This window comes from Occultella gossypii, from assembly GCF_019947135.1.
Lineage (GTDB): Bacteria > Actinomycetota > Actinomycetes > Actinomycetales > Beutenbergiaceae > Occultella > Occultella gossypii.
This window is the reverse complement of the sequence record NZ_JAGSHT010000015.1, coordinates 107,521-132,354: the sequence shown is the minus strand read 5'-3', so window position 1 is coordinate 132,354 and position 24,834 is coordinate 107,521. Positions and strand designations below refer to the sequence as shown.

The following is a 24,834-nucleotide window of genomic DNA, read 5'->3' as shown; positions in this document are numbered from 1 at the left end:
CTCAATTCGGTGGGCCGAGCCTCTCGAGCCAGGTGACGATGCTCTGGTGATGGGTGTCCGCCGCCGCGGCGGCGGCGGCCGAGTCCTCGGTCGCCTTGCGTAGTTGTTCCTGTGCGTCCTGGATCTGACGCTCGGCACGCTGCCGTTGGGACTGGGCTTCGGCACTCAGCCTGGCAGCCTCCTGCCGGTCCTGGAAGAAGACCACCCCGGCACCGATGGCGGCGATCACCGCGAGGGCGATCAGGCCGGGGCTCTGGATCCCGAGCAGCACGAACGCGATCGCGGCCACGCCGAGCCCGATCGCCGTCGGTCGTCGCCAGGCCGGACGTGGCGGGGTTGTCATGACCTGCTTCTGCCACGTCGACGACGTCGGCCCGGTCGGCGTCACGGTGACCGTGACGCCATGCCCGACGCGCACGTCCGCGCTCTCGGGCGGCGCCGTCCTGGTCTGACCCGCCAGGCGGCCGGCGAGTTGCTCGACGGCGGGTGCGACGATCCGTAGCGCGACTCGCCGATGTTCCGGGTTCGGTGGGGCGTCGGCGTCGCCGCCGTCTCCGCCCAGCATCCGGAGCCTCCACTTCGGCCCGCTCGGCTGCAGATCGAGGTCGCCGAGAACCGTCTGACGGACAGAGCCGACGGCCGTGTGATCGGGCGTCGGCGGCAGTGCCGGTCCATCGGAGACCCCGATCGCCGCCAGCGCGCCGCGGATCTGCACCATTCGGCGCAGGATGGCCTCCTCCCCGGGCGCGCCCCTGGTGATCAGCAGGGCCAGCTGGTCGGCCAAGGCATCGTCGGTGGACGCCGACTCACCCGGCGCCTGCGTGGCCGGCGCGGTCACGATCGATTCGACCCAGCCGTGGAGCTTCTCGAGCCTGCGGCCCCCGTCCACGGCCGGCGGCCCACTGTCGCGCTGCGTGCCGATGGCGATCTGCTCGATCTCACCCACGAGAGCCTCGTCGACCCGGACCACCTGGCGCAGTGCGTCGACCAGGCCCGCGCGGGCGGGCTCGCCGAAACGTCCGGTCGCCACCGCGCGCCAGATCAGGAGTTCATCGTCGGTCACCTGATCGGTCGAGGGATACATGCTGGGAAGCAGCGGGTACGCACGCTCGGGTCGACCGGTCATGGCCGCAAGGCAGACGATGGTCTGGTCCGTCTGGAAGGTGTCCCGACGACGGGCCTCGGCGAGCAGGGCCTGCGGGTCACCCACACCCGGATCGAGTTCGGCGGATAGGGCGCGGCTGGCCGGATGGAGCCAGTATCCCGGGACGTCGGGCGGCGGCACCGCGGCAACCCGATCCACGCCGCCGGGGCCACCGAGAGCCGGCAGCGCCGCGACGACCTCCCGAGCGAACCGCCGGGTCGCCGCGGCATCCGCGTGCTCGGTCAATTGCTCGCGGGTGTCCTCGAGATCGACGACGGCCACCAGGGCGTTCTCCAACTGGTTCACGCGCGTCGCGAGATCGGTCGTCGTGCGTTGCATCTGACGTCGCATCGCGGACTGGGAGGCATGGTGCGCGACTTCCAGGTCCTCGATGCGGCGCCGTTGCTGCAGGTCGTACCAGTCTCCGCCGCCGAGCCACCAGGCGAACAGGTCACCCATCAGATCTTCCCCTCCGTGTCCGGACCATGACTGCCGATGATGACAGACCGGTACGTGCGAGGGGCTGCCCGGTGTGGGCAGTGGTCACCATCGGCGGGCGAGCGTCGAGACACGCGTCGACAACCGACATCGAACCCACTGAGCAGGCGACCGTGAGCCCGAAGAAGGGAGCCGGTGGCCCGGACCGAACGTATCGCGGGTCCACCGGTCGGGTCCTCGGCTGAGATACTTGCTCCGACCCCGACATCGACCACGGAGCAGTGATGACGCAGGACGCGACCGAATACCGGATCGAGCACGACACGATGGGGGAGGTGCGGGTTCCCAAGGACGCCAAGTACCGCGCCCAGACCCAACGCGCGGTGGAGAACTTCGCGATCTCCGGCACCGGAATCTCGCGTCACCACATCGCCGCGCTGGCCCAGATCAAGCGCGCGGCGGCGACGGCGAACGCCGAGCTCGGAGTCCTCGACCGGGCGCGGGCGGAAGCGATCCGCTCCGCCGCGGACCGGGTCATCGCCGGCGAGTTCGACGAGCACTTCCCGATCGACGTCTTCCAGACCGGTTCCGGGACGTCGTCGAACATGAACGCCAACGAGGTCATCGCCACCCTTGCCACCGAGGCCGGCACCGACGTGCACCCGAACGACCATGTGAACGCGTCGCAGTCCTCCAACGACGTGTTCCCCGCCTCGATCCACATCGCCGCCACCGAGGCCGTGATCACCGAACTCCTGCCCGGCCTGGAGGTCCTCGCGACCTCCCTCGAGGCAAAGGCGACCGAGTTCGCCGACGTCGTCAAGGCGGGCCGCACGCACCTGATGGACGCCACCCCCGTGATGCTCGGCCAGGAGTTCGGCGGCTACGCCCAACAGATCCGCAACGGGATCGCCCGGGTGACCTCCGCCCTGCCCAGGCTGGCCGAACTGCCCCTCGGAGGCACCGCTGTCGGCACCGGCATCAACACCCCGGCCGGCTTCGGCCAGCGCGTGATCGCGCTGGTCGCGGAGAACACCGGGCTGCCGCTGACCGAGGCGCCGAACCACTTCGAGGCGCAGAGCGCACAGGACTCCCTGGTGGAGACCTCCGGCCAACTGCGCACGGTCGCGGTCTCGCTCGTGAAGATCTGCAACGACCTGCGGTGGATGGGTTCCGGCCCGCGCGCCGGTATCGGCGAGATCGCTCTGCCGGACCTGCAGCCAGGGTCCTCGATCATGCCGGGCAAGGTGAACCCGGTGATCCCGGAGGCCACCCTGATGGTCGCCGCCCAGGTGATCGGCAACGACGCAGCCATCGCGTTCGCTGGTGCCAGTGGCAGTTTCGAGCTGAACGTGATGCTGCCGGTGCTGGCCAGGAACCTGCTCGAGTCGATCAACCTGCTGGCGAATGCCTCCCGCGCCCTGGCCACGAAATGCGTTGACGGGATCACCGCGAACGTCGAGCGGGCCCGCGAGCTGGCCGAGTCCTCGCCGTCGATCGTGACCCCGTTGAATCGGATCATCGGCTACGAGGCGGCGGCGAAGATCGCCAAGCACTCGGTGGCGCAGGGCCTGACGATCCGCCAGGCCGTGGAGGACCTCGGCTATGTGGAGCGCGGTGAGGTGACGCCGGAGCAGCTCGACGCGGCGCTGGACGTCGCCTCGATGACCCACCCGTAGCTCGAACAGGCGAGCGGCCCGGGACGAGTGATCGTCCGGGGCCGCTCGCCTGTTTCGGGCCGGCTGGATCTCAGAAGAGGTCGGCGAAGCCGAGGTCGACGAGGTTGTCGTGGGAGATCTTCAGGGCGTCGAGGACGTCCCGGCCGTACAATTGGTCCTGCTCCACGAACATGTACTTCACGCCGTTGGCGACCGACTGGTCAACGATCGCCTTGAAGTCCAGGGTGCCTTCGCCCACCTCGGCGAACTGCACGACCTCGCTGAAGGCCTTCATGAACGTGCCGCGGTCGCCCTCGGCGAGGGCCTTGAACGCTTCCGGTGCGAGCGCGCCGATGCGGTAGTCCTTGAGGTGCACCAGGTCCGCGCGGTCCGCGTACTTGCGCAGCGTGCGGACCGGGTCGTTGCCGCCGCGCTGGACCCAGTGCACGTCGAGTTCGAGGCGCATGTTCGGGGCGGTCTCGTTGATGATGTCCAGCAGGCTCCGGCCGTCGAACTTCATGAACTCGATGTGGTGGTTGTGGTAGTAGAGGGTGATGCCGTGCTCGGCCAGCCTGAGCGCCTGCTCGTCGGAGCGGCGGCAGAAGTCGAGCACCTGGTCCAACGACTCCAGCAGGGCCAACGGCAGCATCCCGATGCGCAGGTTGGACGCGCCGAGGGTCTTGGCGTCGGCGACGATCTTGTCGAAGTCCGAGGTGAGTGCGTCCGCGGAGCCCTCCGGTCCGGCGTCGAGGGACGTGGAGAGCGCGCCGAAGTCGACACCCAGCTCCGTGCGGGCGCGAGCCATCTCGGCCACATTCGCCTCGTTCATCGGGATCTGGGACACCTCGACGGCGTGGTAGCCGATGTCACTGATCCGCGCGAGCGTGTCGTACGCGCCGAGCTCACTGACCTTGTCCTTGAGCATCATCGCCTGGACGCCGATCTTGGCCATCTGTCCGCACTCTCCTTCATTGTGATCGGGTGCGCTGGGTTGACCCAGCTGGAACAGGGACGGACGTCTTCGGCCATCCCCTCCGGGCGAGGCTAGGCGAGGTTCGTGTCCCGTGGGCACCGGTTGCCGGGGTTTGCCGCCCGATGCAGTCAGTGCCCGACCACGGCGACCGACTCGCGGGCGATCTCGAACTCCTCATTGGTGGGCACCACGAGCACGGCCACGGGGGAACCCTCGGCACTGATGCGCCGGATGCCGCCGGAGCGTGCCGCGTTCGCGGCCTCGTCCAGCCGGATGCCGAACCGCTCCAGGCCCGTGAGCGCCCCGGTCCGGACGATGTCGCTGTTCTCCCCGATCCCGGCGGTGAAGACGATCGCGTCGACCCGTCCGAGGACCGCCGTGTAGGCGCCGATGTACTTGCGCAGCCGGTAGCAGTACACCTCCATCGCGAGCGTGGCGGCTTCGTCCCCGGCGGCCACGGCGTCGCCGATGTCGCGCATGTCCACCATGCCGGTGAGCCCGAGCATCCCGGACCGGCGGTTCATCAGGTTGTCGATCTCGTCGATGCTCATCCCGGCGGTCCGGGACAGGTGGAACACCACGGCCGGGTCGATGTCACCGGTGCGGGTCCCCATCACGAGACCTTCGAGGGGCGTGAGCCCCATCGAGGTGTCCACCGAGATCCCGTCCTTCACGGCGGTGACCGATGCCCCGTTGCCCAGGTGCAGCACGATCAGGTTCGACTCCTCGCGGGCGATGCCGAGGAAGGCCGCCGCCTCGCGGGCCACGTACTGGTGGGACGTGCCGTGCGCACCGTAGCGGCGGATCCGGTGCGCCGCCGCGACCTCCCGGTCGATCGCGTAGGTCGCCGCGTGCTCGGGCATGGTCAGGTGGAACGCGGTGTCGAACACCGCCACGTGCGGCAGGTCCGGGAAGGAGGTCCGGGCGGCCCGGATGCCGTCGAGGTTCGGCGGGTTGTGCAGCGGAGCGAGGTCGGAGAGGTCCTCGATGATGTCGACCACCTCGTCGTCGATCAGCACCGAGCCGCCGAACCTGGCACCGCCCTGGACCACGCGGTGCCCCACCGCGACCAGACCGGCCTCGGCGAGCGAGGGCCCGTGTTCGGCGAACGCATCCGCCATCGCCTCCATCGCGACCGTGTGGTTCGGAACCGGCAGTTCGATGCTGTGCTTGTCCGGCTTGTCCCCGCCCACCGAGTGGGTCAGCACACCGGACTCCTGGCCGATCCGCTCCACCAGCCCGACGGCGCTCGCGGCCCCGGTCTCGGCGTCGACCACCTGGTACTTCAGTGATGACGATCCGGAGTTGACGACGAGGACGTGCGTGCTCACAGGGCGGCTCCTTGGGCCTGGATGGCGGTGATGGCGACCGTGTTGACGATGTCCTGCACCAGGGCGCCGCGGGACAGGTCGTTGACCGGCTTGTTCAGGCCCTGCAGCACCGGGCCGACGGCGACGGCACCGGCGGAGCGCTGCACCGCCTTGTAGGTGTTGTTGCCGGTGTTCAGGTCCGGGAAGATGAACACCGTCGCCCGGCCCGCGACCTCCGAGTCCGGCATCTTCGTCTTCGCGACGGAGGCGTCCACGGCGGCGTCGTACTGGATCGGACCCTCCACCACGAGGTCGCCGGCGCGCTCGCGGACGAGTTCGGTGGCGGTGCGCACCTTGTCCACGTCCGCGCCGGAGCCGGACTCCCCGGTCGAGTAGGACAGCATCGCCACCCGCGGGTCCACCCCGAACTGCGCGGCCGTGGCCGCGGAGGAGACGGCGATGTCCGCGAGCTGTTCCGCGGTGGGGTCAGGGTTCACGGCGCAGTCGCCGTACACGAGCACCTTGTCCTCCAGGCACATGAAGAACACGGAGGACACCACGGACACCCCGGGCACCGTCTTGATGATCTCGAACGATGGCTTGATCGTGTGTGCGGTGGTGTGCTGCGCGCCGGAGACCATGCCGTCCGCCAGGCCGAGGTGCACCATCAGGGTGCCGAAGTAGGAGACGTCGGTGACGATCTCCCGGGCTCGCTCCGCCGTCATGCCCTTGTGGGCCCGCAGCCGGGCGTACTCCTGCGCGAACCGCTCCCGCAGGTCGGGGTCCTGGGGGGACAGGACCGCGGCGCCGGTGAGATCCAGGCCGAGCTCGCTCGCGCGGGCCCGCACCGCCTGCTCGTCGCCGAGCAGGGTCAGCTGGGCCACGTCCCGGGCGAGCAGGGTGCTGGCGGCCCGCAGGATCCGGTCGTCGGCGCCCTCCGGGAGCACCACGTGCTTGCGGGCGGACCGGGCCCGTTCGATCAGGTCGTACTCGAACATCAGCGGGGTGACGACCTCGCTGCGCGGCACGTCGACCGCGTCGAGCAGGCGGTCACCGTCGACGGCGGACTCGAACGTCGCGCGGGCGACATCGAGTTTGCGCTGGGAACCGGTGGACAACAGCCCGCGGGTCTTCGCGACCCGGCTCGCGGTCCCGAACGTGCCGTACTGCGTGGTCACGATCGGCAGCCGTTGGCCGAGGCCGGCCACCAGGCGGGCGATCTGGGCGGTGGGCTCGTAGCCGCCGTTGAGGATCAGCCCGGCCAGGGACGGGAAGCTCTCGGCGGCGTGCGCGGCGACCATGGCCAGCACCACCTCGGAGCGGTCGCCGGGCACGATGACCACGGCTCCGTCGGTGATCCGGTCCAGGATGTGCTCCATCGTCATCCCGCCGACGATGAGCTCCTCGGCCTCTCGGTCGAGCAGTTCGTCGTCGCCGGCGGCGAGGGTCCCGTCCACCGCGATCAGCAGGTCACGCACGCTCGGCGCGGACAGCAGCGGCACGTCCGGCATCACCCAGGCGGGCAGCGGCAGATCCGCCAGGGTCGCCTCGATCGCGGCGAGCTGCGCCGGGTCGGCGCGGTTGGCGACCACGGCGACCACCCGCGCGTGCGCGGCGTTCAGCTCGGCGATGGACAGGTCCACCATCGAGCGCACGTCCTCCGGGGTGCGGTCCACGGCCGAGGTGACGAGCACGACGGCGGAGCCAAGGTTCGCGGCGATGCGGGCGTTGAACGCGAGCTCGGTGGGCCCGGCGACATCGGTGTAGTCCGAGCCGACGATCACCACCACCTCGCACTGGCGCTCCACCTCGCGGTACTTGTGCACGATGGTGGTCAGCGCGGCGTCCGCGTCGGCGTGCACGTCCTCGTACGTGACCCCGACCGCCTCCTCATACGTGAGGTCGACGCCGTCGTGCGCGAGCAGCAGCTCGAGCACCGAGTCCCGCCCCTCGTCCCCACGGGCCACCGGCCGGAACACCCCGACCCGTTTGACCCGGCGAACGAACAGTTCGACCAGCCCGAGGGCCACCGAGGACTTCCCGGTGTGCCCCTCGGGCGAGGTCACGTAGACATTGGTCACCATTACTCGTTGTCTCCAGCGGTGGTCGCGGCGGCGCTGCGGGCCGGGCCACCCTCGGCGGTGCCGGTGTCCCCGGCGTCCGGCCACACCCAGTCCCGCACCTCGGGGATGTCGTCGCCGTGCTCGCGGGTGTACCGCCGGGCGCGCAGGCGCGCGTCGGACATCTCCTGACGCAGCCCGGCTGCCTTCGACCCGAGGCCCGGCACCCGGTCGATGACGTCCATCACCAGGTGGTAGCGGTCCAGGTCGTTGAGCATCACCATGTCGAACGGCGTGGTGGTGGTGCCCTCCTCCTTGTAGCCGCGCACGTGCAGGTTCGCGTGGGCGGTGCGGCGGTAGGTGAGCCGGTGCAGCAGCCACGGGTAGCCGTGGTAGGCGAAGATGACGGGCTTGGTGTCGGTGAAGTAGGTGCTGAAGTCCCGGTCGGACAGGCCGTGCGGGTGCTCGCGCTCGTCCTGCAGGCGCATCAGATCCACCACGTTGACGACGCGGACCTTGAGGTCGGGCAGGTGCGTGCGGAGCAGGTCCGCCGCGGCCAGCACCTCGAGGGTCGGGATGTCCCCGGCGCAGCCGAGCACCACGTCCGGGTCCTCGCCGATCACCTCGGTGCCGGCCCACTCCCAGATGCCGAGGCCGCGGGTGCAGTGCGCGATGGCCTCGTCCATGGTGAGGAACTGTGGTCCGGGCTGCTTGCCGGAGACCACGACGTTCACGTAGTCGCGGCTGCGCAGGCAGTGGTCGTAGGTGGACAGCAGCGTGTTGGCGTCCGGCGGCAGGTAGACCCGGACGATCTCGGACTTCTTGTTCATCACGTGGTCGATGAAGCCCGGGTCCTGGTGGGAGAACCCGTTGTGGTCCTGCCGCCACACGTGCGAGGAGAGCAGGTAGTTCAGGCTCGCGATCGGGCGCCGCCACGGGATGTCCCGGGTGACGTCCAGCCACTTGGCGTGCTGGTTGAACATCGAGTCGACGATGTGGATGAACGCCTCGTAGCAGTTGAACAGGCCGTGCCGCCCGGTGAGCAGGTAGCCCTCGAGCCAACCCTGGCATTGGTGCTCGGAGAGCATCTCCATGACGCGCCCGGCCCGGGCGAGGTGGTCGTCGGAGTCGGTCTCGAGGTAGCCGGCGTTCCACTGCTTGTCCGTGACCTCGTAGACCGCCTGCAGTCGGTTCGAGGCGGTCTCGTCCGGGCCGAAGATCCGGAAGTTGTCCGGGTTGCGCCGGATCACCTCGGTCAGCCATTGCCCGAGCACCTTCGTGGGCTCGGCGATCGCGGCGCCGGGGGCGGGCACGTCGACGGCGAACTCGGTGTAGTCGGGCATGCGCAGGTCGCGGAGCAGCAGACCGCCGTTGGCGTGTGGGTTCGCGCTCATCCGGAGGTCGCCGGCCGGGGCGAGCGCGGCGATGTCGGAGGCCAGCACGCCGTCCGAGTCGAAGAGCTCCTCGGCGCCGTAGGAGGTGAGCCAGTCGTGCAGGACCTCGAGGTGCTCGGGGGTGTCCCGGGCACTGGCCAGCGGCACCTGGTGGGAGCGCCAGGAGTCCTCCACCTGCTTGCCGTCGATCACCGGCGGGCAGGTCCAGCCCTTCGGGGTGCGCAGGATGATCATCGGCCAGGTGGGGCGGTCGGTGTTGCCCGCGGCAGCCGAGGCCTTGATCTCGGCGATCTCGTTGAACACCTCGTCGAGCAGCGTGGCGAACCGGGCGTGCGCGGCCGCCGGGTCCTCGCCGTCGAAGCCGCCGACGAACAGGTGGGGCTTGTGGCCGTACCCGCGCATCAGGCTGAGCAGCTCGTCGTCGGGGATGCGGGCCAGCACCGTCGGGTTGGCGATCTTGTACCCGTTCAGGTGCAGGATCGGCAGGACCACACCGTCCAGGGCGGGGTTGACGAACTTGTTCGAGTGCCAACTGGTGGCCAGCGGCCCCGTCTCCGCCTCGCCGTCGCCCACGACGGCCGCGACCAGTAGGTCCGGGTTGTCGAACGCGGCCCCGTAGGCGTGCGAGAGCACGTAGCCCAGCTCGCCGCCCTCGTGGATGGAACCGGGGGTCTCCGGTGCCACGTGCGAGGGGATGCCACCGGGGAAGGAGAACTGCCGGAACAGCCGGCGCATGCCCTCCGCGTCGGCGGTGATGTCCGGGTAGGTCTCGGTGTAGGAGCCCTCCAGGTAGGAGTTCGCGACCAGGCCCGGCCCGCCGTGACCGGGGCCGGTGAGGTAGATGGTGGACTGACCGCGCTCGGCGATCACCCGGTTCAGGTGGGCGTAGACGAAGTTCAGCCCTGGGGTGGTGCCCCAGTGGCCGAGCAGCCGCGGTTTGACGTCATCGCGTGACAGCGGGGTCCGCAGCAGCGGGTTCGCGAGCAGGTAGATCTGCCCGACGGACAGGTAGTTCGCAGCCCGCCACCACCGGTCCAGCGTGTTCAGCGTGGCGGCGTCGAGATCGGCGACCGGTCGGTGTTGCCATGGGCCCGTCGGCGTCGACGGTGGGCGGGATTCTGCATCGGAAGTGACGGATGACGTGACGGACATGGTCCAACCCCTCGGTGAGCGACAGCACAGCCGTGCCCTAGCCTGCCCGTTCCGGGGCCGTTGCGCGAGTGACTTCGGTCCCAGGTGAGGACCGCCGGGGTGTGCACCGGCCGGGACAACCCGGCGCGACGCGTAACCTGGATGGGTGCACGCGTCCGCTGGGTTCTCCGACTGGCTGCGGGCGGCCACCCGCCCCCGCCTGATCGGCATCTTCGTGCTGCTCGTGGCCGGCGCGCTGCTATGCATCCGGCTCGGCGCCTGGCAGCTGGACCGCGCCCAGATCCGTGGTGACCAGGCCGCCGCCGTCGAGGCCGCCGAACGCGAGAGTGCGCCCCCGGTGCCGATGGAGACCGTGGTCGCCCCGCAGGCGCCGTTCACCCAGACGATGGTGGGCCAGCGGGTCACGGTCACCGGCACCTACCTCCCCGAGGACCAGTTCCTCGTCCCCGATCGCGAGCTCGACGGGCAGAGCGGCTACCTGGTGGTCACCGCGCTCCGGGTCGAACCCGGCGACGGGGCCGGCGAGCCCGCGATCCTGCCGGTGGTACGCGGCTGGGTGAGCGAGCCCGACGCCGCCCACCTCGACGTGCCCAACGGGCCGGTCGAGCTGACCGGCTACCTGGGTGGACCGGACCCGGCCCAGGCGGGCATCGCCGTCGGGGCTGCGACCGGCGAGGAGATCGAGGCGGTCAGTCCAGCGGCGCTGGCGAACGTGTGGGGCACGCCGATCTACTCCGGGCAGTTCGTCCTGGAGGTCCAGGAGCCCGCCGCCGACGCGGACCTGCGGCCGTACGGCGCCCCGGTGATCGAGGGTGGCGGACTGAACATCCAGAACCTGGCCTACGCGGCCGAGTGGTGGATCTTCGGCGGCTTCGCCCTGGTGCTCTGGTGGCGGATGGTCCGCGACGAGGTGCGCCACACCCGCGCTGAACGCGGCGAGAGCCCCACCGGCACCGAGTCCGAGGTCGTCGGAACCACCTGACCCCCCACCCACGGTGGGTCGGCGCGGGCGGGGCGCCCCTACTCCTGCTGCCAGGAGTGCCAGAGCGCGGCGTACTCGCCGTCGGCCGCGACCAGTTCCTCGTGCGGGCCGATCTCGGAGATCCGGCCACCGTCGACCACGGCCACGCGGTCGGCGTCATGCGCCGTGTGCAGACGGTGCGCGATCGCCACCACGGTGCGGCCGGCCAGGACCGCGTTCAGCGACTGCTCCAGGTGCCTGGCCGCGCGCGGGTCGAGCAGCGACGTCGCCTCGTCGAGCACCAGCGTGTGCGGATCCAGGAGGACCAGGCGGGCGAGCGCGATCTGCTGGGCCTGCGCCGGGGTCAGTTTCGCCCCACCCGAACCGACCTCGGTATCCAGACCCTCCGGCAGCGCCCGCACCCAGCCCAGCGCGTCGACGGCGTCGAGCGCCCTGGCGAGTTCGCCGTCGTCCGCCTCGATCTTGGCCAGGCGCAGGTTCTGGGCGAGCGTCCCCACGAACACGTGGTGTTCCTGGGTCACGAGGGCCACCTGCGAACGCAGCTCCTCCAGCGGCAGGTCGACGAGCGGGACCTGCCCGACCGTGACCGTCCCGGCGGTGGGCGGGTGGATCCCGGCGAGCATCCGCCCGAGCGTGGACTTGCCGGCACCCGACGGGCCGACCACCGCCAGGCGTTCGCCGACCTTCAGGTCCAGGTCGATGCCGTGCAGCACGTTGTGACCCTCGCGGTAGGCGTAGTGCAGGTCCCGTGCCTCGATGTCCTCGCCGCTCGGACGCGCACCGCCGGCCTCCCGGTCCGCCTTCACCAGGGAGACCCCGAAGATCCGGGACAGGGACGTGGCACCCACCTGGATCTCGTCGATCCAGAAGATCAGCTCGTCGACCGGGCCCATCACCTGCACCGCGTACAAGGCGATCGTGGTCACCGCACCGACCCCGGCCTGACCGGTCGAGATCAGGTACGCGCCCCAGAGCAGCACGGCGATGATCGGCAGGATGAAGGCCGCGTCCAGACCGGGGAACAACACCGTGCGCAGGTACAGCGTGTACTTCTCTGCGCCGAACGCCTCGGCGATGTCGGCGTCGATCCGCTTGCGGCGTCGCCGGCCCAGGGACAACGCATCCACCGTGCTGGCACCCTCCACCGACTCGGTGATGGTGCCGTTGATCCGGGCGTAGGACGCGGACTCGCGCAGGTACCCCTTCGTGGCCCGGCGCAGGTACCACCGGGTCACCACGATCAGGATCGGGGCGCCGGCGAACATCGCCAGGGCGACGAGCCAGTTCGCCATGACCGCAGCGACCACCGTGAGCACGATCGTGATGATGCAGACGAGCACGCGGGGCACGCCGAACCGCACCGTGTGCTGGACGCGGTCGATGTCGTTCGTGGTGCGCGCCACCAGGTCCCCGGTCCCGGCCCGTTCCACGGTGGACAGCGGGAGCGTCGTGACGTGGGAGATGAACTCCTCGCGCAGCCCGGCGAACACCTTCTCGCCGAGCAGCATCGAGGAGCGCTGGGCGAACTTGGTGAGCACGGTCTGGGCGAGGACCGCCGCCACGAGGATCGCGACCATGGTGTTCAGCGCACCGGCGGTGGTGCCGCCGATCACGCCGTCGACCATCATCCCGAGCAGCCACGGCCCGAGCAGGCCGGCGACGGCGGACAGGGTGTGCAGCCCGACGACGCCGGTCAGCTCGCCGCGGTAGCGGCGCAGCAGGTCGCCGGTCATGGCGCGCATGGTTGCGGTATCCGCGATGGGCAGTTTCATCGGGCCACCTCCTGTTCTGCCGTGGCGCGGCTGACGACGTTCCGGTAGGCGAGCGCGCCGGGGTGCCCGGCGTCGGCCATCTCGAGCAGAGCGCGGTGTCCGCCGCGGACCTCGACCCGGCCGTCGGAGACGAAGGCGACCTCGTCGACCTGGTCGAGCACGAGCGGGCTGGCCGAAACCACCACGGTGGTGCGGCCGGCGCGGGCGCGGGTCAGGTTCGCCGCGATCCGCGCCTCCGTGTGCGCGTCCACGGCGCTGGTGGGCTCCACCAGGAGCAGGATCTCGGCTTCCGTGAGCAGGGCCCGAGCCAGCGCGACCCGCTGGCGCTGGCCGCCGGACAGGGACCGGCCCTTCTCCGTCATCGTGCCGTCGAGGCCATCGGGGATGGAGTCGAGGACGTCGCCGGCGTCGGACGTCGCGAGCGCGGACTCGAGGTCGGCGCGGTCCGCGCGCTCGCGGGTGTCGAGCTCCTCGGTCAGCGGACCGGTGAACAGGGCCGGGGTGGCCTCACTGAGCACGATCCGCTCGCGCACCTGCGCCAGCGGCACGTCGGTGAGGAGCCGTTCGCCCCAGCGCACGTCGCCGGCCTTCTCGGCCCCGTCGGCGGTGTCGTGCTGCCGGGCCATCCGGGCCAGGATCTCGGCGGAGGCGTCCGGGTCCGCGCTCACCACGGCGAGGAACTGCCCCGGGTGGGCAACCAGGCCGGAGTCGGAGTCGGACAGTTCGGACCCGGCGGGCGGCGCCGCTTCGGTGCCGGTGTCGGGGACGTCGTGGGTGACCTGGAGGACCTTGATGATCTTGCGGCTCGCGACCACGGCCCGGGTCCCGGACTGGACGGCCTGGGTGGCGGCGCGCAGCGGCTGGGTCAGGTACGCGGCGTAGCCGTAGAACGTGACGAGCTGGCCGGGTGTGATCTCCCCGGCGAGCGCCAGGTGAGCGCCGTACCAGACCACCCCGGCGAGGAACAGCCCAGGCAGCAGGGTCTGCAGGGCGTCCAGCGTGGACTGCGTCTGCGCGACGGCGGTACCCGCGGCCCGGACCTTCTGGGACTGCTCGCGGTACCGGCCCGCGAAGACCTCTTCGCCGCCGATGCCACGCAGGATCCGCAGCCCGGACACCGTGTCCGCGCCCAACGTGGTCAGCCGCCCGGCGGCCTCACGCTGGATCGCCTGGCGCCGCTGTAGGGGGCGGACCAGGAGTGCGAGGACTGCTGCGACCACGGGCAGGCCGATGAGCACGGCCACCCCGAGCGAGACCGAGCTCTGCAGCAGCACGACGGCGACCAGGATGTAGGTGACGAGCCCGCCGAGCAGGCGGGCCGCCTGGGCGTAGATCTCACCGAGGCGCAGCGCGTCCGAGGCGACGGTGGCGACGACCTCACCGGTGGGCAGCTCCCGGGTGATCGCCGAGCCGGTGCTGGCCACGTGGTGGCCGATGAGCTGGCTCGTGTTCAGGGATGCGCGCAGCCAGTTGACCACGTCGAGCCGGTGCCCGAACGCCCCGGTGAACAGTGAGACCACGCCGATGCCGGCGAGGATCAGGCACCACCGCAGCAGCGACGGCGACAGGCCGTGCTCGAGGCCGCCGTCGATGGCGCGGCCGAGCACGAACGGCACCGCAGCCTGGCAGACGGCGCCGATGATGCCGACGATGACGGCGCCGACGAGCACGCCCCATTGACGCTTCGTCTGCCACCACATGAAGGCGGCAGGGGAGGTCAGGGGAGGGCGGCCGGGATCGGCCTCGGGGAGGGGACGCACGAGAGGCAACGGTATGCCTCGCACCCGCGCCGATCCAACTGATTTCAGTGGTGTGCGCCACTGCGGCACCGCGGCCGCCGTTCAGTCGCCGAGCGCGTCCGTGAACGCCGTGAGCGCGGCGCTCGTATCGGAGTCCCAGGTGGCCAGTATCGCAACCAGCGCAGCCGCCGTACCGGTGCGGTCGGAACCGAGTCCGACGGCGGTCGTGGCCTGCGCGTGGGCGGCGTCGGCTGCCGCCGCGGCTGCGTCGGTCGCGGCCGCGTCGCCACCCGCCTGGGCGGTGGCCACGTCCCGCGCCGAGTCGGCGCCGGCCGCACACACCGGCTCCCAACCGGACAGGTAGCACTGGGTCGCGAGCGCATCCGCGAGCTGGAGGTTCGCCTCAGCCGGACCGGTCGTGGCCGCGTTCGCATGCGCGGCGACCAGCACCGGGTACGTACCGCAGAACTGCCGCACCTGCGGCTCGTCCGTGCCGACGGCGCCAACGAACGCGGCCAGGGCCGCCCGGTCCGCATCGAACCGGGCCACGACCGTCTCCGTGTCGGGGTGCTCAAGGTCCAGACCGGCCGGTGCGGCCGGGGGTGCGGGCACACCCCGCACCACCTCCGGGAAGGACGCCTGCGCCGTGCAGGCCCCGTTCACCGCGTCGAGCGACTCGCCGGGCTTCGCACCAGCCAGCACCGGGGCGTCCGCGGACCCGAGCACCACGGCACTGAGCGGCTGCGGCGTCGGCACCAGGACGCCGTCGGGCCCGAACTGCGCGAGCCGCTCCTGTTCCCACGACCGCAGGTCGGCGTCCCACTGCGTGATCGACTCGGACCGCTCGGCGGACGCACCACCGCCACGGGTCGCGAGCACCACGATCACGACCACCACGGCGAGCACCGCCGCCACGAGCAGCCACCGCCGTCGGGTCATCGCCCACCCCTCTCCGCGCACAGGCTACCGACCGGTGCCGGCGCCGACCGCCGTCGGGCACGGCCCGCGGGTTTCCCCGCACCCGGCGGGACGGGCGACAATGGCCCCATGACGGACACGAATGCGACCAACGCCGACGCCCGGGACATGAAGGACCGCGGCGCGTTCACCCGCTACCGGATCATGGCGTTCGTCACCGGCGGCATGCTTCTGCTGCTCTGCCTGGAGATGGTGCTCAAGTACATCGTGCAGGTGAACGGCGTCGATGCGACGGGCAGCGCGAACCCGGTGATCGGGTCCTGGATCGCGTTCGTGCACGGCTGGATCTACGTGGTGTACGCGGTGACCGTGTTCGATCTGTGGAGCCGGATGCGCTGGAGCTTCGGCCGGATCGCCGCCCTGATCGCCGGTGGCGTGGTGCCGGTGCTGTCGTTCGTGATGGAGGGCAAGGCCCGCGACTGGGTGGACCAGACGCTGGCCGCGCGCGCCGAGACGCCGTGACCGGGCCGTATCCTTGGGTGCTGTGAGCGCCCCCACCCCGCACCGGCCCGTCCTCGTCGTCGACTTCGGGGCCCAGTACGCCCAACTCATCGCCCGCCGGGTGCGCGAGGCGAAGGTCTACTCCGAGATCGTCCCGCACACCATGAGCGTGGAAGCGATCCTGGCCAAGGATCCGGCGGCGATCGTGCTCTCCGGCGGACCCGCGTCCGTCTACGCCGACGGCGCCCCGGCGGTGGACCCCGCGCTGTTCGACGCCGGCGTACCCGTGTTCGGGATCTGCTACGGCTTCCAGGCGATGGCCGCCGCGCTCGGCGGCACCGTCGCCCACACCGGGGCGCGCGAGTACGGCGGCACCCCGGTGCAGGTGAGATCCGAGGGCACCCTGCTGGCCGGGTCGCCCACCGAACAGACCACGTGGATGTCGCACGGGGACGCGGTGCACGCGGCGCCGGCCGGCTTCGACGTGCTCGCGACATCTTCGGGTTCTCCGGTCGCCGCGTTCGAGGACCGCACCCGCCGGCTCTACGGGGTGCAGTGGCACCCTGAGGTCAAGCACTCCGAGTTCGGCCAGAAGGCGCTGGAGAACTTCCTGTACGACGGCGCGGGCCTGGCCGGGGACTGGACGCCCGGCAACGTGATCGCGGACCAGGTGGCAGCGATCCGCGAGCAGGTCGGCGGCGCCCGGGTGATCTGCGGGCTCTCCGGGGGGGTGGACTCCTCGGTGGCCGCGGCGCTCGTGCAGCGCGCGATCGGTGACCAGCTCACCTGTGTGTTCGTCGACCACGGGCTGCTGCGCGCCGGTGAGGCCGAGCAGGTCGAGACCGACTTCGTGGCCTCGACCGGGGTGCGGCTCAAGGTCGTCGACTCCAAGCAGCGGTTCCTGGACGCGCTCGCGGGCGTCAGCGACCCGGAGACCAAGCGCAAGATCATCGGCCGGGAGTTCATCCGGGTGTTCGAGGACGCCGCCCGCGAGGTGGTCGCCGAGGCCGGCGCGCACGGCGAGGACGTGAAGTTCCTCGTGCAGGGCACCCTCTACCCGGACGTGGTCGAGTCCGGTGGCGGTGAGGGCGCCGCGAACATCAAGTCCCACCACAACGTCGGCGGGCTGCCCGATGACCTGCAGTTCGAGCTGATCGAGCCGCTACGGGCCCTGTTCAAGGACGAGGTGCGCGCGGTCGGCCTGGAGCTCGGGGTGCCGGAGACGATCGTCTGGCGCCAGCCGTTCCCCGGTCCCGGCCTGGGCATCCGGATCGTCGGGGACATCACTGCCGAACGCCTCGAGACGCTGCGCGCGGCGGACTCCATCGCCCGCGAGGAACTGACGGCCGCGGGGCTCGACCGCGAGATCTGGCAGTGCCCCGTGGTGCTCCTGGCGGACGTGCGCTCGGTGGGCGTGCAGGGCGACGGCCGTACCTACGGCCACCCGATCGTGCTCCGGCCGGTGTCCTCCGAGGACGCCATGACCGCGGACTGGACCCGCCTCCCGTACGACGTGCTGGCGAAGATCTCGACCCGGATCACGAACGAGGTGGCCGAGGTCAACCGGGTGGTGCTGGACGTGACCAGCAAGCCGCCGGGCACCATCGAGTGGGAGTGACGGCCCGGCCGGCTCAGGTGCGGGTGGCAACCACGAACACGCGCCGGAACGGCAGCACCGTGCCGTGCGGGCGGGTCGGGTAGGCCGGGCGCAACAGCGCCCCGTACTCGGCGGTGAACTGCTCGCGCAGGTCGTCGGGCAGCGCCTGGACCACCGGGCGTGCACCGGTGCCGAGGATCCACCGCAGCACCGGATCCTCGCCGTCGAGCACGTGCAGGTAGGTGGTCTCCCAGGCGTCCACGCGCCACCCGGCCGCCGCCAGCGCGGCCAGGTAGGTGGCGCCGTCGTGCGACGAGGGATGGACGACGGCGGCCGTGTGTGCCGCGTAGGGCGCTCGCCGTGCGAGGTCGCGCAGCAGCACGTGGCTGGGCTCGTCGAAGTTGCCCGGCACCGAGAACGCGAGCGTGCCGCCGGGCGCGACGGCGCCCGCGAGCCGGGGGAGGACGTCGAGGTGCCCCGGCACCCATTGCAGCGTCGCGTTCGAGACGAGCAGGTCCACCGGCGCGGCCGGCTCCCACGAGGTGAGGTCGGCGCACACGTAGGTGACGCCGTCGGCGGCGTGCTCGGCGCGTGCCCGCTCGATCATCTCGGGACTGGAGTCCACGCCCACGATCGCCGCGTGCGGCCAGCGCGCCCGAAGCGGGGCCGTCAGGTGACCCGGGCCGCAGCCGAGGTCGGCGATGCTGGCCACGTCACCGTCCACCCGGGCGAGGAGGTCGAGGAACGGGCGCGAGCGCTCGTCGGCGTAGGCGAGGTAGGTGGCCGGGTCCCAGGTGGTCATCGGTGTCCGATCTCTCGATGTCAAGATAGTTATCTCGATGTCAAGATATCTCGCATCGGTCCCGATGACCAGCCCCGGCGCGCGGGTCGTGTCTCCAAGCATCGGGGTCGGGGCCGTCAGTGCTGGTTACAGTGGGGCGTGCGGATCGTCCACGTCTCCGATTGCTATGCGCCGCGCGTCGGCGGCATCGAGTCACAGGTCGAGGACCTCGCCACCCACCAGGGCGCCGCGGGGCACGCGGTGCACGTGCTGACCGCGACCGCGTTGGCCGCGGACGCCGTCGAGGCGGGCCGCAGCCGCTACCGGACCACCACCACCGAGGCCGCCGGGGTGCGGGTTCACCGGATCGCCTCCCCGGTCACGTTCGGGCTGCCCGTCCACCCGAACGGGCGCGCTCTGGTGCGGCGGGCGCTGGAGATCCTGCAGCCGGACGTGGTGCACGTGCACGCGGGGGTGGTCAGCCCGTTCGCGTTCGACGGCGCCCGCGCCGCCCGCGACCTCGGCCTGCCACTGGCCATCACCTGGCACTGCATGCTCGACGGCGTGGAGCCGGCGGTCCGCCTCGGCGCCCGGGCCGGCGGCTGGCACGAGGCACGGCTCGCGCCGAGCGCCGTCAGCACGGTGGCAGCCGAGCGGGTGGCGCACGCGCTGCGCCGCGACGACGTCACCGTGCTTCCGAACGGCCTGGACCTCGCGCCCTGGCGGGCCGCCGCGGCCGCGCCGCTCGCCGGGGCCGAGCCGGGGGTGCTCCGGGTCGTGGCGACCCAGCGGCTCGCACCGCGCAAGCGCGCCGTTCCGCTGGTGCAGCTCGTCGGCGCCGCGGCCGAGCGGCTGGGACGCGACGAGCATGGGCGGCCGAGGATCCGGCTGAGCATCGCCGGCAGCGGACCGGCGGAGGCGGCGGTGCGGGCCGAGATCGCCGCCAGCGGGCTCGAGGACGTGGTCACGCTGCTGGGCCGGGTGCCACGGGACGTGCTCCCGACGCTCTACCGGGACCAGGACGTGTTCGTCGCCCCGGCCCGGCTCGAGGCGTTCGGGATCGCGCCACTGGAGGCCCGCGCCGCCGGGCTCGCGGTGGTCGCGAACGCCGGCACCGGCATCGGTGAGTTCGTCACGGACGGCCTTGACGGATTCCTCCGGACCGGGGACGCCGGCCTCACCGATGCCCTCGTGGAACTGGCCACGGACCCGCGCCTGCTGGCGCGGATCCGTGAGCACAACGCGAGGGTGGCACCGGCGGTGGGCTGGACCGAGGTGCTGGCCCGCGCGGACGAGCTCTACGCCCGAGCGAGGCGGCTGATCTGAACGAGTCACCTCCGGACGTGTTCTGGGGCGATTCCGAGGCATCCGGTGCCTCGGAATCGCCCCGTTGACGTTCAGACCAGCGCGTCAGCGACCGCGCAGCGCCGAGATCGCGGTGCCGACCAGCAGCCCGACGCCGGCGATGCCGAGCAGGCCGATGAGGAAGACTTCGAGGTCCAGCTCGAACCCGAGTCCGATCGCGACCACCGCGACGCCGAGCAGGACCAGCACGAGCCCCCACACGATGGTGCCCACCCGGGTCCGCTCCCGCGGCGCCGGGGTACCCGGTGAGTACCCGACGGCCGGCGGCTGCGACGCAACGGATGGCGCCGGCACCGCGGTCGGCTCGGACCTCAGCGCGGCCTCGTCCCGAAGGGACTCCTCGTACCAGGACGGTGACCCGGCCTCGGTCGGCTCCGGCGCCGCCTTCGCCTCGGTCTCCAGCATGTTCGCGGCCTCCATGATGCTCGGGCGGTTGTGGTCGCCGGTGTCCGATCCGGTCGATCCGAGCGCCTCGGTGGGCGACCCGGACTCGGCCGGGGACTCGGCGTGGTTGGGGTTCTCGGTCATGCGGACTCCTCGATGATCCGGATCTCGCCGACACCGGCGTCGATCACGATGGTCAGGTCGGGCTCGCCGACCTGACCGGCGGGCGAGATCAGGACGACCCCGCGGCTCGGGCTGGTTCGCCACTGGTTGTTCTCGATGGGCCTGGCTGGGTCGTCGGCGAAGCCGCCCTCCCAGCCATCGCTGGTCCGGGCGACGACCTCGCCGAGGACCTGCGCCTGGATCTGTACCGACATCCCCTCGGGAACGCGGAGGTTGAGCTGGCCGGCGCCGAGGCCGAGCTGCACCGGTTCGCCGAGCCGGACACTGCCCTCCAACTCGGTGAGGTCGACGGTCACCTCGCCACCCGCGATGTCGTCGAAGCCGCCCTCGAGCTCGGCCGCGTCCTGGGGGACCCAGCGTGCATCACCGTAGCTACCTGACTCCGTCCAGTTGAAGTCGCCGAAGTTCGTCGATCCCTCGACCGCGGCCCAGGGCACCCCGACCAGCGCGATCAGGACCGCGAGGCCGCCGATCACACCGGACCGGCGCCCGAGCAGACCCGCGACCAGGACGCCGATCCCGAACAGGACCAGCACGACGCCGACGCCGGTCAGCCAGCCACCGACGGCCACGCCACCCACGTAGTCGAGCAGCCACAACCCCGCGATCGTCACGAGCGACAGGCCGAACACGATGCGGGTCAGAGCCTTGCCCGGACCGGGTGTCGAGGGCCTGGCGGGCACCGGGGCGCGCCGGGGCGCGGGAGTCGGGGTCCACGCGGCCGCAGGGACGGCCGGGTACTCAGGGCCCGACGGCGACCCGTAGGTCGCGGAGTTCCCTCCGTTGGCCGCGGTGTACGTCGGCTCGACGCGGCCGGACCAGCCGGCCGTGCTCGCACCGGCGACTGAGACCGGGTCGGTCCCGCCGGTGCCGTGCTCGCCCGCTCCGAACGCGGGGCCGGTGTCACCGAGCGCCGGGTCGTTCTCGCCGGCCGGTGTGGTCCCGGTGGCGGGCTGCACCTCGGACGGCGCGGCGGCGTTCGCCCAGGTGGCCGGGCCGTGGTCCGCGCTCTGACCAGGTGCTCCGTTGACAGGGTTCGCCGGCCCGGTCGTCGAGGGCCAGCTCGTCGTCGGGGCCCCGGTCGGGCCGGTCGAGGGCCCGGGCGCCGCAGGCACCGGCGGCACGGCCCCGGCCGGCTGGCTCGGCGGCTGCGACGTGCGGCCCTTGCCGCTGCGCTGCGCGACGACGATCAGCCAGATCACCAGGGCGATCGCCCCGAGCACCAGGATGGTGCCGAAGAACTCGCCGCCCCACCACATGTTGTCCCACCAGAACCCGAGCCGGGACGCACCCACCAGCGCGAACGCGATCGCCCCGGCGAGGGCCGCGTCGAACCGGCCCCGGATCGCCTCCTGGAGGTGGATCCGGCCGTCGGTCTCCTCCGGGAGCAGCGCCCAGCCGATCCCGTACAGGAACAGGCCCAGGCCACCGAACAGGGTCATGACGACCAGCACGCCACGCACGATCAGCGGGTCGATGTTCAGGCGCCGCGCGACGCCGGCGGCCACACCGCCGATCCACCGGTCCGTGGTCCGGGGCATCCGGGTGCGCCGGAGCGAGTCGAAGAAGGCATCGGTGCTCGACTGCCCCGGTGCCGGTGGTGCCGGCGGGGGGCCGGCGGAGTTGTCTGTGCTCATGGCCCCAAGTCAACTCCCGCCCGCCGTCGCCGACCATCGGGTATGACCCTGAACCGCCCCTGATCCGCCTGCGCGTCCGGGATGCGCATGCCGATCGGGGGATCCCCTGATATCGGCCTCAGCGGCCCCTGATTCCCGCCGGGATCGGGCCTCCGGCCGCCCTATCGCCGCCACGGCATGCCACGATGGCGAGGTGAGTCAACCCGACGTCCGCATGAGCCGGCCCTGGACCCCGCCCTGGCGGTCCACGGGCTACGTTCCGCTGCGCCGGATCCGGGAGGGCCGCGTCTTCGGTGGGGTCTGCGCCGGCCTGGCCGCGCACCTGGGCGTCGACGTGCGATGGGTGCGGATCGCGTTCGTCGTGCTCAGCCTGTTCCTCGGCGCCGGGGTCGCGCTCTACGTCTGGTTCCTGCTCACCGTCCCGACCGGGGACCCGCAGGAGGAAGCCGCACAGGCCCGGCCCACCCGGCTCAGCCGGCTCGTGCCAAGGCTCCGCTCGCGCACCGCCGCCCGTCCCATCGGGGACGTGGTGCTCGCCGTCGTCCTCATCGTCGTCGCGGGCTCCCTGCTCGCCACCCGCGCGGACCTCGACGTCGCGTCGACCTGGATCCTGCCGGTCCTGGTCCTGCTCGGTGGCGCCGCGCTCGCGTGGAGCCAGCTCGGCGCCGTCGAGCGGCAGCGCCAGGCGGGGGAGCCGGCCCGCAAGTCCACGGTGGTGCTGCGCGTCGGCGGCGGCCTCGCGCTGGCCCTGGTCGGTGTTCTGATGCTGGTCGGTCAGGGGCAGACGTTCCCCGAGGTGCTCCGCGGTGCGGTCGCGGGCCTCGCCATCCTGGCCGGGGCCGCCGTCGTGCTCGCGCCGCTGGGGCTGCGCCTGTGGCGCGAGCTCGTCGCTGAACGGGCCGCGCGTGCCCGCGAGGCCGAGCGGGCGGACATCGCCGCCCACCTGCACGACTCCGTCCTGCAGACCCTGTCCCTGATCCGTTCCCGCGCCGACGACCCGCAGTACGTGCGGCGCCTGGCCCGGGCGCAGGAGCGCGAGCTGCGGGACTGGCTGTACTCCGACCGGCCCGAGGTCGGCGACTCGGTCGCCGCGATGGTGCGTCAGGTCGCGGCGGAGGTGGAGGACGCCCGTGGCGTCCCGATCGACGTGGTCACGGCCGGCGATGCCCGGCCCGACGACGGCACCACACCGTTGGCCGCTGCCGCCCGCGAAGCCCTCGCCAACGCCGTCGAGCATGGCCGGCCACCGATCTCGCTGTACGTGGAGATCGGCGCCGAGAGCGTGGACGTGTTCGTCCGGGACCGCGGCGACGGCTTCGACCTGGCCGCCGTGCCCGACGACCGGCACGGGGTGCGGGACTCGATCCTGGACCGGATGCGCCGGCACGGCGGCAGCGCGACGATCCGAAGTGATGCCACGCGGGGCACCGAGATTCATCTGAGGATGCCCCGCAGCGATGGAGGCGAAGAGACATGACCCTGCGACTGGTACTCGTCGACGACCACCGGATGATCCGGGCGGGTGTTCGGTCCGAGCTCGCCGACGACCTCGAGGTCGTCGGCGAGGCGGACGACGTGCCCTCCGCGATCTCCGTGGTGCACACGCTCAGGCCCGACGTCGTACTGCTGGACGTGCATCTGCCCGGTGGGCAGGGCGGGGGCGGGGCGGAGGTGCTGGCCGGTTGCGCTGACGTGCTGGGCGATGTCACGTTCCTCGCGCTGTCGGTCTCGGACGCCAGCGAGGACGTGGTCTCGGTGATCCGGGCCGGTGCGCGCGGGTACGTGACCAAGGCGATCAACGGAGCAGACCTGTCCGATGCGGTGCGTCGGGTGGCCTCCGGTGATGCGGTGTTCTCGCCGCGCCTGGCCGGGTTCGTGCTGGACGCGTTCGGCACCGCCGCTGCGGACGTCGCCGTCACCGACGACGAGCTGGACCGGTTGTCCGCACGCGAGCAGGAGGTGATGCGCCTGATCGCTCGCGGATACACCTACCGCGAGGTCGCCAGCGAGCTGTTCATCTCCATCAAGACCGTCGAGACGCACGTCTCCGCCGTCCTGCGCAAACTGCAGCTCTCGTCCCGGCACGAGTTGACCCGCTGGGCCGCCGTGCGAAGGTTGTTGTAGCGGGCGCACGTCACCGCGCCCGGCCAGAACCCCAGACGAAGGCAGGAACATGTCCCTCATCGCGATCATCGGCGGCCACGGCAAGGTCGCACTGCACCTGAGCCGGATCCTGGCCCAGAACGGGCACCGGGTGAGCTCGCTGATCCGCAACCCCGACCACGCGGCGGACGTCGAGGCCACCGGGGCGACGGCGGTGATCGCGGACGTGGAGAACCTGTCCGCCACGCAGATCTCCGAGTACCTCGCCGGTCACGACGCCGTGGTGTGGTCCGCCGGAGCCGGCGGCGGCGACCCGGCCCGCACCTACGCCGTCGACCGTGATGCGGCGATCCGCTCGATGGACGCGGCGCAGCTGGTCGGCGTGCTGCGCTACGTGATGGTCTCCTACCAGGGCGCGCGCACCGATCACGGCGTGCCAGAGGACTCCGGCTTCTTCGCCTACGCCGAGGCGAAGGCCGCCGCCGACGAGCACCTGCGCAGCACCGCTCTGGACTGGACGATCGTCGCGCCGGGTGCGCTCACCGACGATCCTGGAACCGGGAACATCGCCGTGGACACCGACACCGGCGGGGTCGCGCGTGAGGACGTCGCCCGCGTGATCGCCGTCGCCCTCGACGAGTCCCGCACGATCGGCCGGTTCGTCGGTTTCACCGGCGGCAGCACGCCGATCCCGGAGGCGCTCGCGGACCTGGCCTGAGCCGGAAGCGATTGGCTCGGCGGCA

General features: G+C 71.7%; 19 protein-coding genes. 8 read left to right on the top strand and 11 right to left on the bottom strand.

The window, feature by feature from the left end:
- Position 1: 1 nt before the first annotated feature.
- Positions 2 to 1,603 (bottom strand): hypothetical protein, encoded by a 1,602-nt coding sequence (locus KCQ71_RS16395; protein WP_223407815.1) that lies wholly within the window; start codon positions 1,601 to 1,603, stop codon positions 2 to 4.
- A 263-nt stretch (positions 1,604 to 1,866) separates the two neighbouring features.
- On the opposite strand from KCQ71_RS16395, the gene KCQ71_RS16390 reads away from it, so the two are divergent.
- Positions 1,867 to 3,261, top strand: a complete 1,395-nt coding sequence (locus KCQ71_RS16390; protein ID WP_223407813.1) for a class II fumarate hydratase — start codon at positions 1,867 to 1,869, stop codon at positions 3,259 to 3,261.
- A 70-nt stretch (positions 3,262 to 3,331) separates the two neighbouring features.
- Here KCQ71_RS16390 and KCQ71_RS16385 read toward each other — a convergent pair whose 3' ends face one another.
- The 4 genes from KCQ71_RS16385 to KCQ71_RS16370 all read right to left on the bottom strand — a co-directional run bounded on the left by KCQ71_RS16385 (position 3,332) and on the right by KCQ71_RS16370 (position 10,129).
- Positions 3,332 to 4,192, bottom strand: coding sequence for a sugar phosphate isomerase/epimerase family protein (locus tag KCQ71_RS16385; RefSeq protein WP_223407811.1), 861 nt, complete (start codon positions 4,190 to 4,192; stop codon positions 3,332 to 3,334).
- 149 nt (positions 4,193 to 4,341) lie between these two features.
- The gene (locus KCQ71_RS16380) at positions 4,342 to 5,544 is read right to left on the bottom strand and encodes an acetate kinase (protein WP_223407809.1); all 1,203 of its coding nucleotides are present in this window, start codon (positions 5,542 to 5,544) and stop codon (positions 4,342 to 4,344) included.
- Positions 5,541 to 7,607, bottom strand: a complete 2,067-nt coding sequence (gene pta / locus KCQ71_RS16375) for a phosphate acetyltransferase (RefSeq protein ID WP_223407807.1) — start codon at positions 7,605 to 7,607, stop codon at positions 5,541 to 5,543. The genes KCQ71_RS16380 and pta overlap by 4 nt, the downstream gene beginning before the upstream one ends.
- Positions 7,607 to 10,129 (bottom strand): phosphoketolase family protein, encoded by a 2,523-nt coding sequence (locus KCQ71_RS16370; RefSeq protein WP_223407805.1) that lies wholly within the window; start codon positions 10,127 to 10,129, stop codon positions 7,607 to 7,609. Before KCQ71_RS16370 ends, pta begins: the two co-directional genes overlap by 1 nt.
- Before the next feature lie 145 nt (positions 10,130 to 10,274).
- On the opposite strand from KCQ71_RS16370, the gene KCQ71_RS16365 reads away from it, so the two are divergent.
- The gene (locus KCQ71_RS16365) at positions 10,275 to 11,111 is read left to right on the top strand and encodes an SURF1 family protein (protein ID WP_223407803.1); all 837 of its coding nucleotides are present in this window, start codon (positions 10,275 to 10,277) and stop codon (positions 11,109 to 11,111) included.
- Between the two features lie 38 nt (positions 11,112 to 11,149).
- Here the strand turns inward: KCQ71_RS16365 and KCQ71_RS16360 are convergent, their stop codons facing one another.
- The 3 genes from KCQ71_RS16360 to KCQ71_RS16350 all read right to left on the bottom strand — a co-directional run bounded on the left by KCQ71_RS16360 (position 11,150) and on the right by KCQ71_RS16350 (position 15,561).
- Positions 11,150 to 12,883, bottom strand: coding sequence for an ABC transporter ATP-binding protein (locus KCQ71_RS16360; protein WP_223407802.1), 1,734 nt, complete (start codon positions 12,881 to 12,883; stop codon positions 11,150 to 11,152).
- Positions 12,880 to 14,643: an ABC transporter ATP-binding protein gene (locus tag KCQ71_RS16355; protein WP_223407801.1), complete on the bottom strand. Its 1,764-nt coding sequence runs from the start codon at positions 14,641 to 14,643 to the stop codon at positions 12,880 to 12,882. The genes KCQ71_RS16360 and KCQ71_RS16355 overlap by 4 nt, the downstream gene beginning before the upstream one ends.
- Positions 14,644 to 14,724: 81 nt before the next feature.
- The gene (locus KCQ71_RS16350; RefSeq protein WP_223407800.1) at positions 14,725 to 15,561 is read right to left on the bottom strand and encodes a hypothetical protein; all 837 of its coding nucleotides are present in this window, start codon (positions 15,559 to 15,561) and stop codon (positions 14,725 to 14,727) included.
- 108 nt (positions 15,562 to 15,669) lie between these two features.
- Between KCQ71_RS16350 and KCQ71_RS16345 the strand changes: the two genes are divergently transcribed.
- Both KCQ71_RS16345 and guaA read left to right on the top strand, forming a co-directional pair.
- Positions 15,670 to 16,062, top strand: a complete 393-nt coding sequence (locus KCQ71_RS16345) for a DUF3817 domain-containing protein (protein ID WP_223407799.1) — start codon at positions 15,670 to 15,672, stop codon at positions 16,060 to 16,062.
- Between the two features lie 22 nt (positions 16,063 to 16,084).
- The gene (gene guaA, locus KCQ71_RS16340; RefSeq protein ID WP_223407798.1) at positions 16,085 to 17,659 is read left to right on the top strand and encodes a glutamine-hydrolyzing GMP synthase; all 1,575 of its coding nucleotides are present in this window, start codon (positions 16,085 to 16,087) and stop codon (positions 17,657 to 17,659) included.
- A 13-nt stretch (positions 17,660 to 17,672) separates the two neighbouring features.
- Here the strand turns inward: guaA and KCQ71_RS16335 are convergent, their stop codons facing one another.
- Positions 17,673 to 18,440, bottom strand: a complete 768-nt coding sequence (locus KCQ71_RS16335; RefSeq protein WP_223407796.1) for a methyltransferase domain-containing protein — start codon at positions 18,438 to 18,440, stop codon at positions 17,673 to 17,675.
- A gap of 138 nt (positions 18,441 to 18,578) precedes the next feature.
- On the opposite strand from KCQ71_RS16335, the gene KCQ71_RS27690 reads away from it, so the two are divergent.
- Positions 18,579 to 19,745 (top strand): glycosyltransferase family 4 protein, encoded by a 1,167-nt coding sequence (locus KCQ71_RS27690; protein ID WP_223407795.1) that lies wholly within the window; start codon positions 18,579 to 18,581, stop codon positions 19,743 to 19,745.
- An 84-nt stretch (positions 19,746 to 19,829) separates the two neighbouring features.
- Here KCQ71_RS27690 and KCQ71_RS16325 read toward each other — a convergent pair whose 3' ends face one another.
- Both KCQ71_RS16325 and KCQ71_RS16320 read right to left on the bottom strand, forming a co-directional pair.
- Positions 19,830 to 20,312 carry a hypothetical protein gene (locus KCQ71_RS16325; protein WP_223407793.1) on the bottom strand — a complete coding sequence of 161 codons (483 nt, stop codon included), beginning with the start codon at positions 20,310 to 20,312 and terminating at the stop codon, positions 19,830 to 19,832.
- Positions 20,309 to 21,988, bottom strand: a complete 1,680-nt coding sequence (locus tag KCQ71_RS16320) for a PspC domain-containing protein (protein ID WP_223407791.1) — start codon at positions 21,986 to 21,988, stop codon at positions 20,309 to 20,311. Before KCQ71_RS16320 ends, KCQ71_RS16325 begins: the two co-directional genes overlap by 4 nt.
- Before the next feature lie 193 nt (positions 21,989 to 22,181).
- Here KCQ71_RS16320 and KCQ71_RS16315 point away from each other — a divergent pair, with 193 nt between their 5' ends.
- The 3 genes from KCQ71_RS16315 to KCQ71_RS16305 are packed head-to-tail and all read left to right on the top strand — an operon-like array spanning position 22,182 to position 24,809.
- Positions 22,182 to 23,465, top strand: a complete 1,284-nt coding sequence (locus KCQ71_RS16315) for an ATP-binding protein (RefSeq protein ID WP_223407789.1) — start codon at positions 22,182 to 22,184, stop codon at positions 23,463 to 23,465.
- Positions 23,462 to 24,112: a LuxR C-terminal-related transcriptional regulator gene (locus tag KCQ71_RS16310; protein WP_223407787.1), complete on the top strand. Its 651-nt coding sequence runs from the start codon at positions 23,462 to 23,464 to the stop codon at positions 24,110 to 24,112. Before KCQ71_RS16315 ends, KCQ71_RS16310 begins: the two co-directional genes overlap by 4 nt.
- A gap of 49 nt (positions 24,113 to 24,161) precedes the next feature.
- Positions 24,162 to 24,809 (top strand): SDR family oxidoreductase, encoded by a 648-nt coding sequence (locus KCQ71_RS16305; protein ID WP_223407785.1) that lies wholly within the window; start codon positions 24,162 to 24,164, stop codon positions 24,807 to 24,809.
- The last annotated feature ends 25 nt before the right edge of the window (positions 24,810 to 24,834 follow it).

Excerpts from the sequence above, each read along its gene's own strand:
- KCQ71_RS16345 (WP_223407799.1), top strand. The coding sequence starts at position 15,670 with ATGACGGACACGAATGCGACCAACGCCGACGCCCGGGACATGAAGGAC.
- KCQ71_RS16310 (WP_223407787.1), top strand. The coding sequence starts at position 23,462 with ATGACCCTGCGACTGGTACTCGTCGACGACCACCGGATGATCCGGGCG.
- KCQ71_RS16390 (WP_223407813.1), top strand. The coding sequence starts at position 1,867 with ATGACGCAGGACGCGACCGAATACCGGATCGAGCACGACACGATGGGG.
- KCQ71_RS16335 (WP_223407796.1), bottom strand. The coding sequence starts at position 18,440 with ATGACCACCTGGGACCCGGCCACCTACCTCGCCTACGCCGACGAGCGC.
- pta (WP_223407807.1), bottom strand. The coding sequence starts at position 7,607 with ATGGTGACCAATGTCTACGTGACCTCGCCCGAGGGGCACACCGGGAAG.
- KCQ71_RS16370 (WP_223407805.1), bottom strand. The coding sequence starts at position 10,129 with ATGTCCGTCACGTCATCCGTCACTTCCGATGCAGAATCCCGCCCACCG.
- KCQ71_RS16385 (WP_223407811.1), bottom strand. The coding sequence starts at position 4,192 with ATGGCCAAGATCGGCGTCCAGGCGATGATGCTCAAGGACAAGGTCAGT.
- KCQ71_RS16305 (WP_223407785.1), top strand. The coding sequence starts at position 24,162 with ATGTCCCTCATCGCGATCATCGGCGGCCACGGCAAGGTCGCACTGCAC.
- KCQ71_RS16360 (WP_223407802.1), bottom strand. The coding sequence starts at position 12,883 with ATGAAACTGCCCATCGCGGATACCGCAACCATGCGCGCCATGACCGGC.
- KCQ71_RS16350 (WP_223407800.1), bottom strand. The coding sequence starts at position 15,561 with ATGACCCGACGGCGGTGGCTGCTCGTGGCGGCGGTGCTCGCCGTGGTG.
- KCQ71_RS16395 (WP_223407815.1), bottom strand. The coding sequence starts at position 1,603 with ATGGGTGACCTGTTCGCCTGGTGGCTCGGCGGCGGAGACTGGTACGAC.
- KCQ71_RS16320 (WP_223407791.1), bottom strand. The coding sequence starts at position 21,988 with ATGAGCACAGACAACTCCGCCGGCCCCCCGCCGGCACCACCGGCACCG.
- KCQ71_RS16325 (WP_223407793.1), bottom strand. The coding sequence starts at position 20,312 with ATGACCGAGAACCCCAACCACGCCGAGTCCCCGGCCGAGTCCGGGTCG.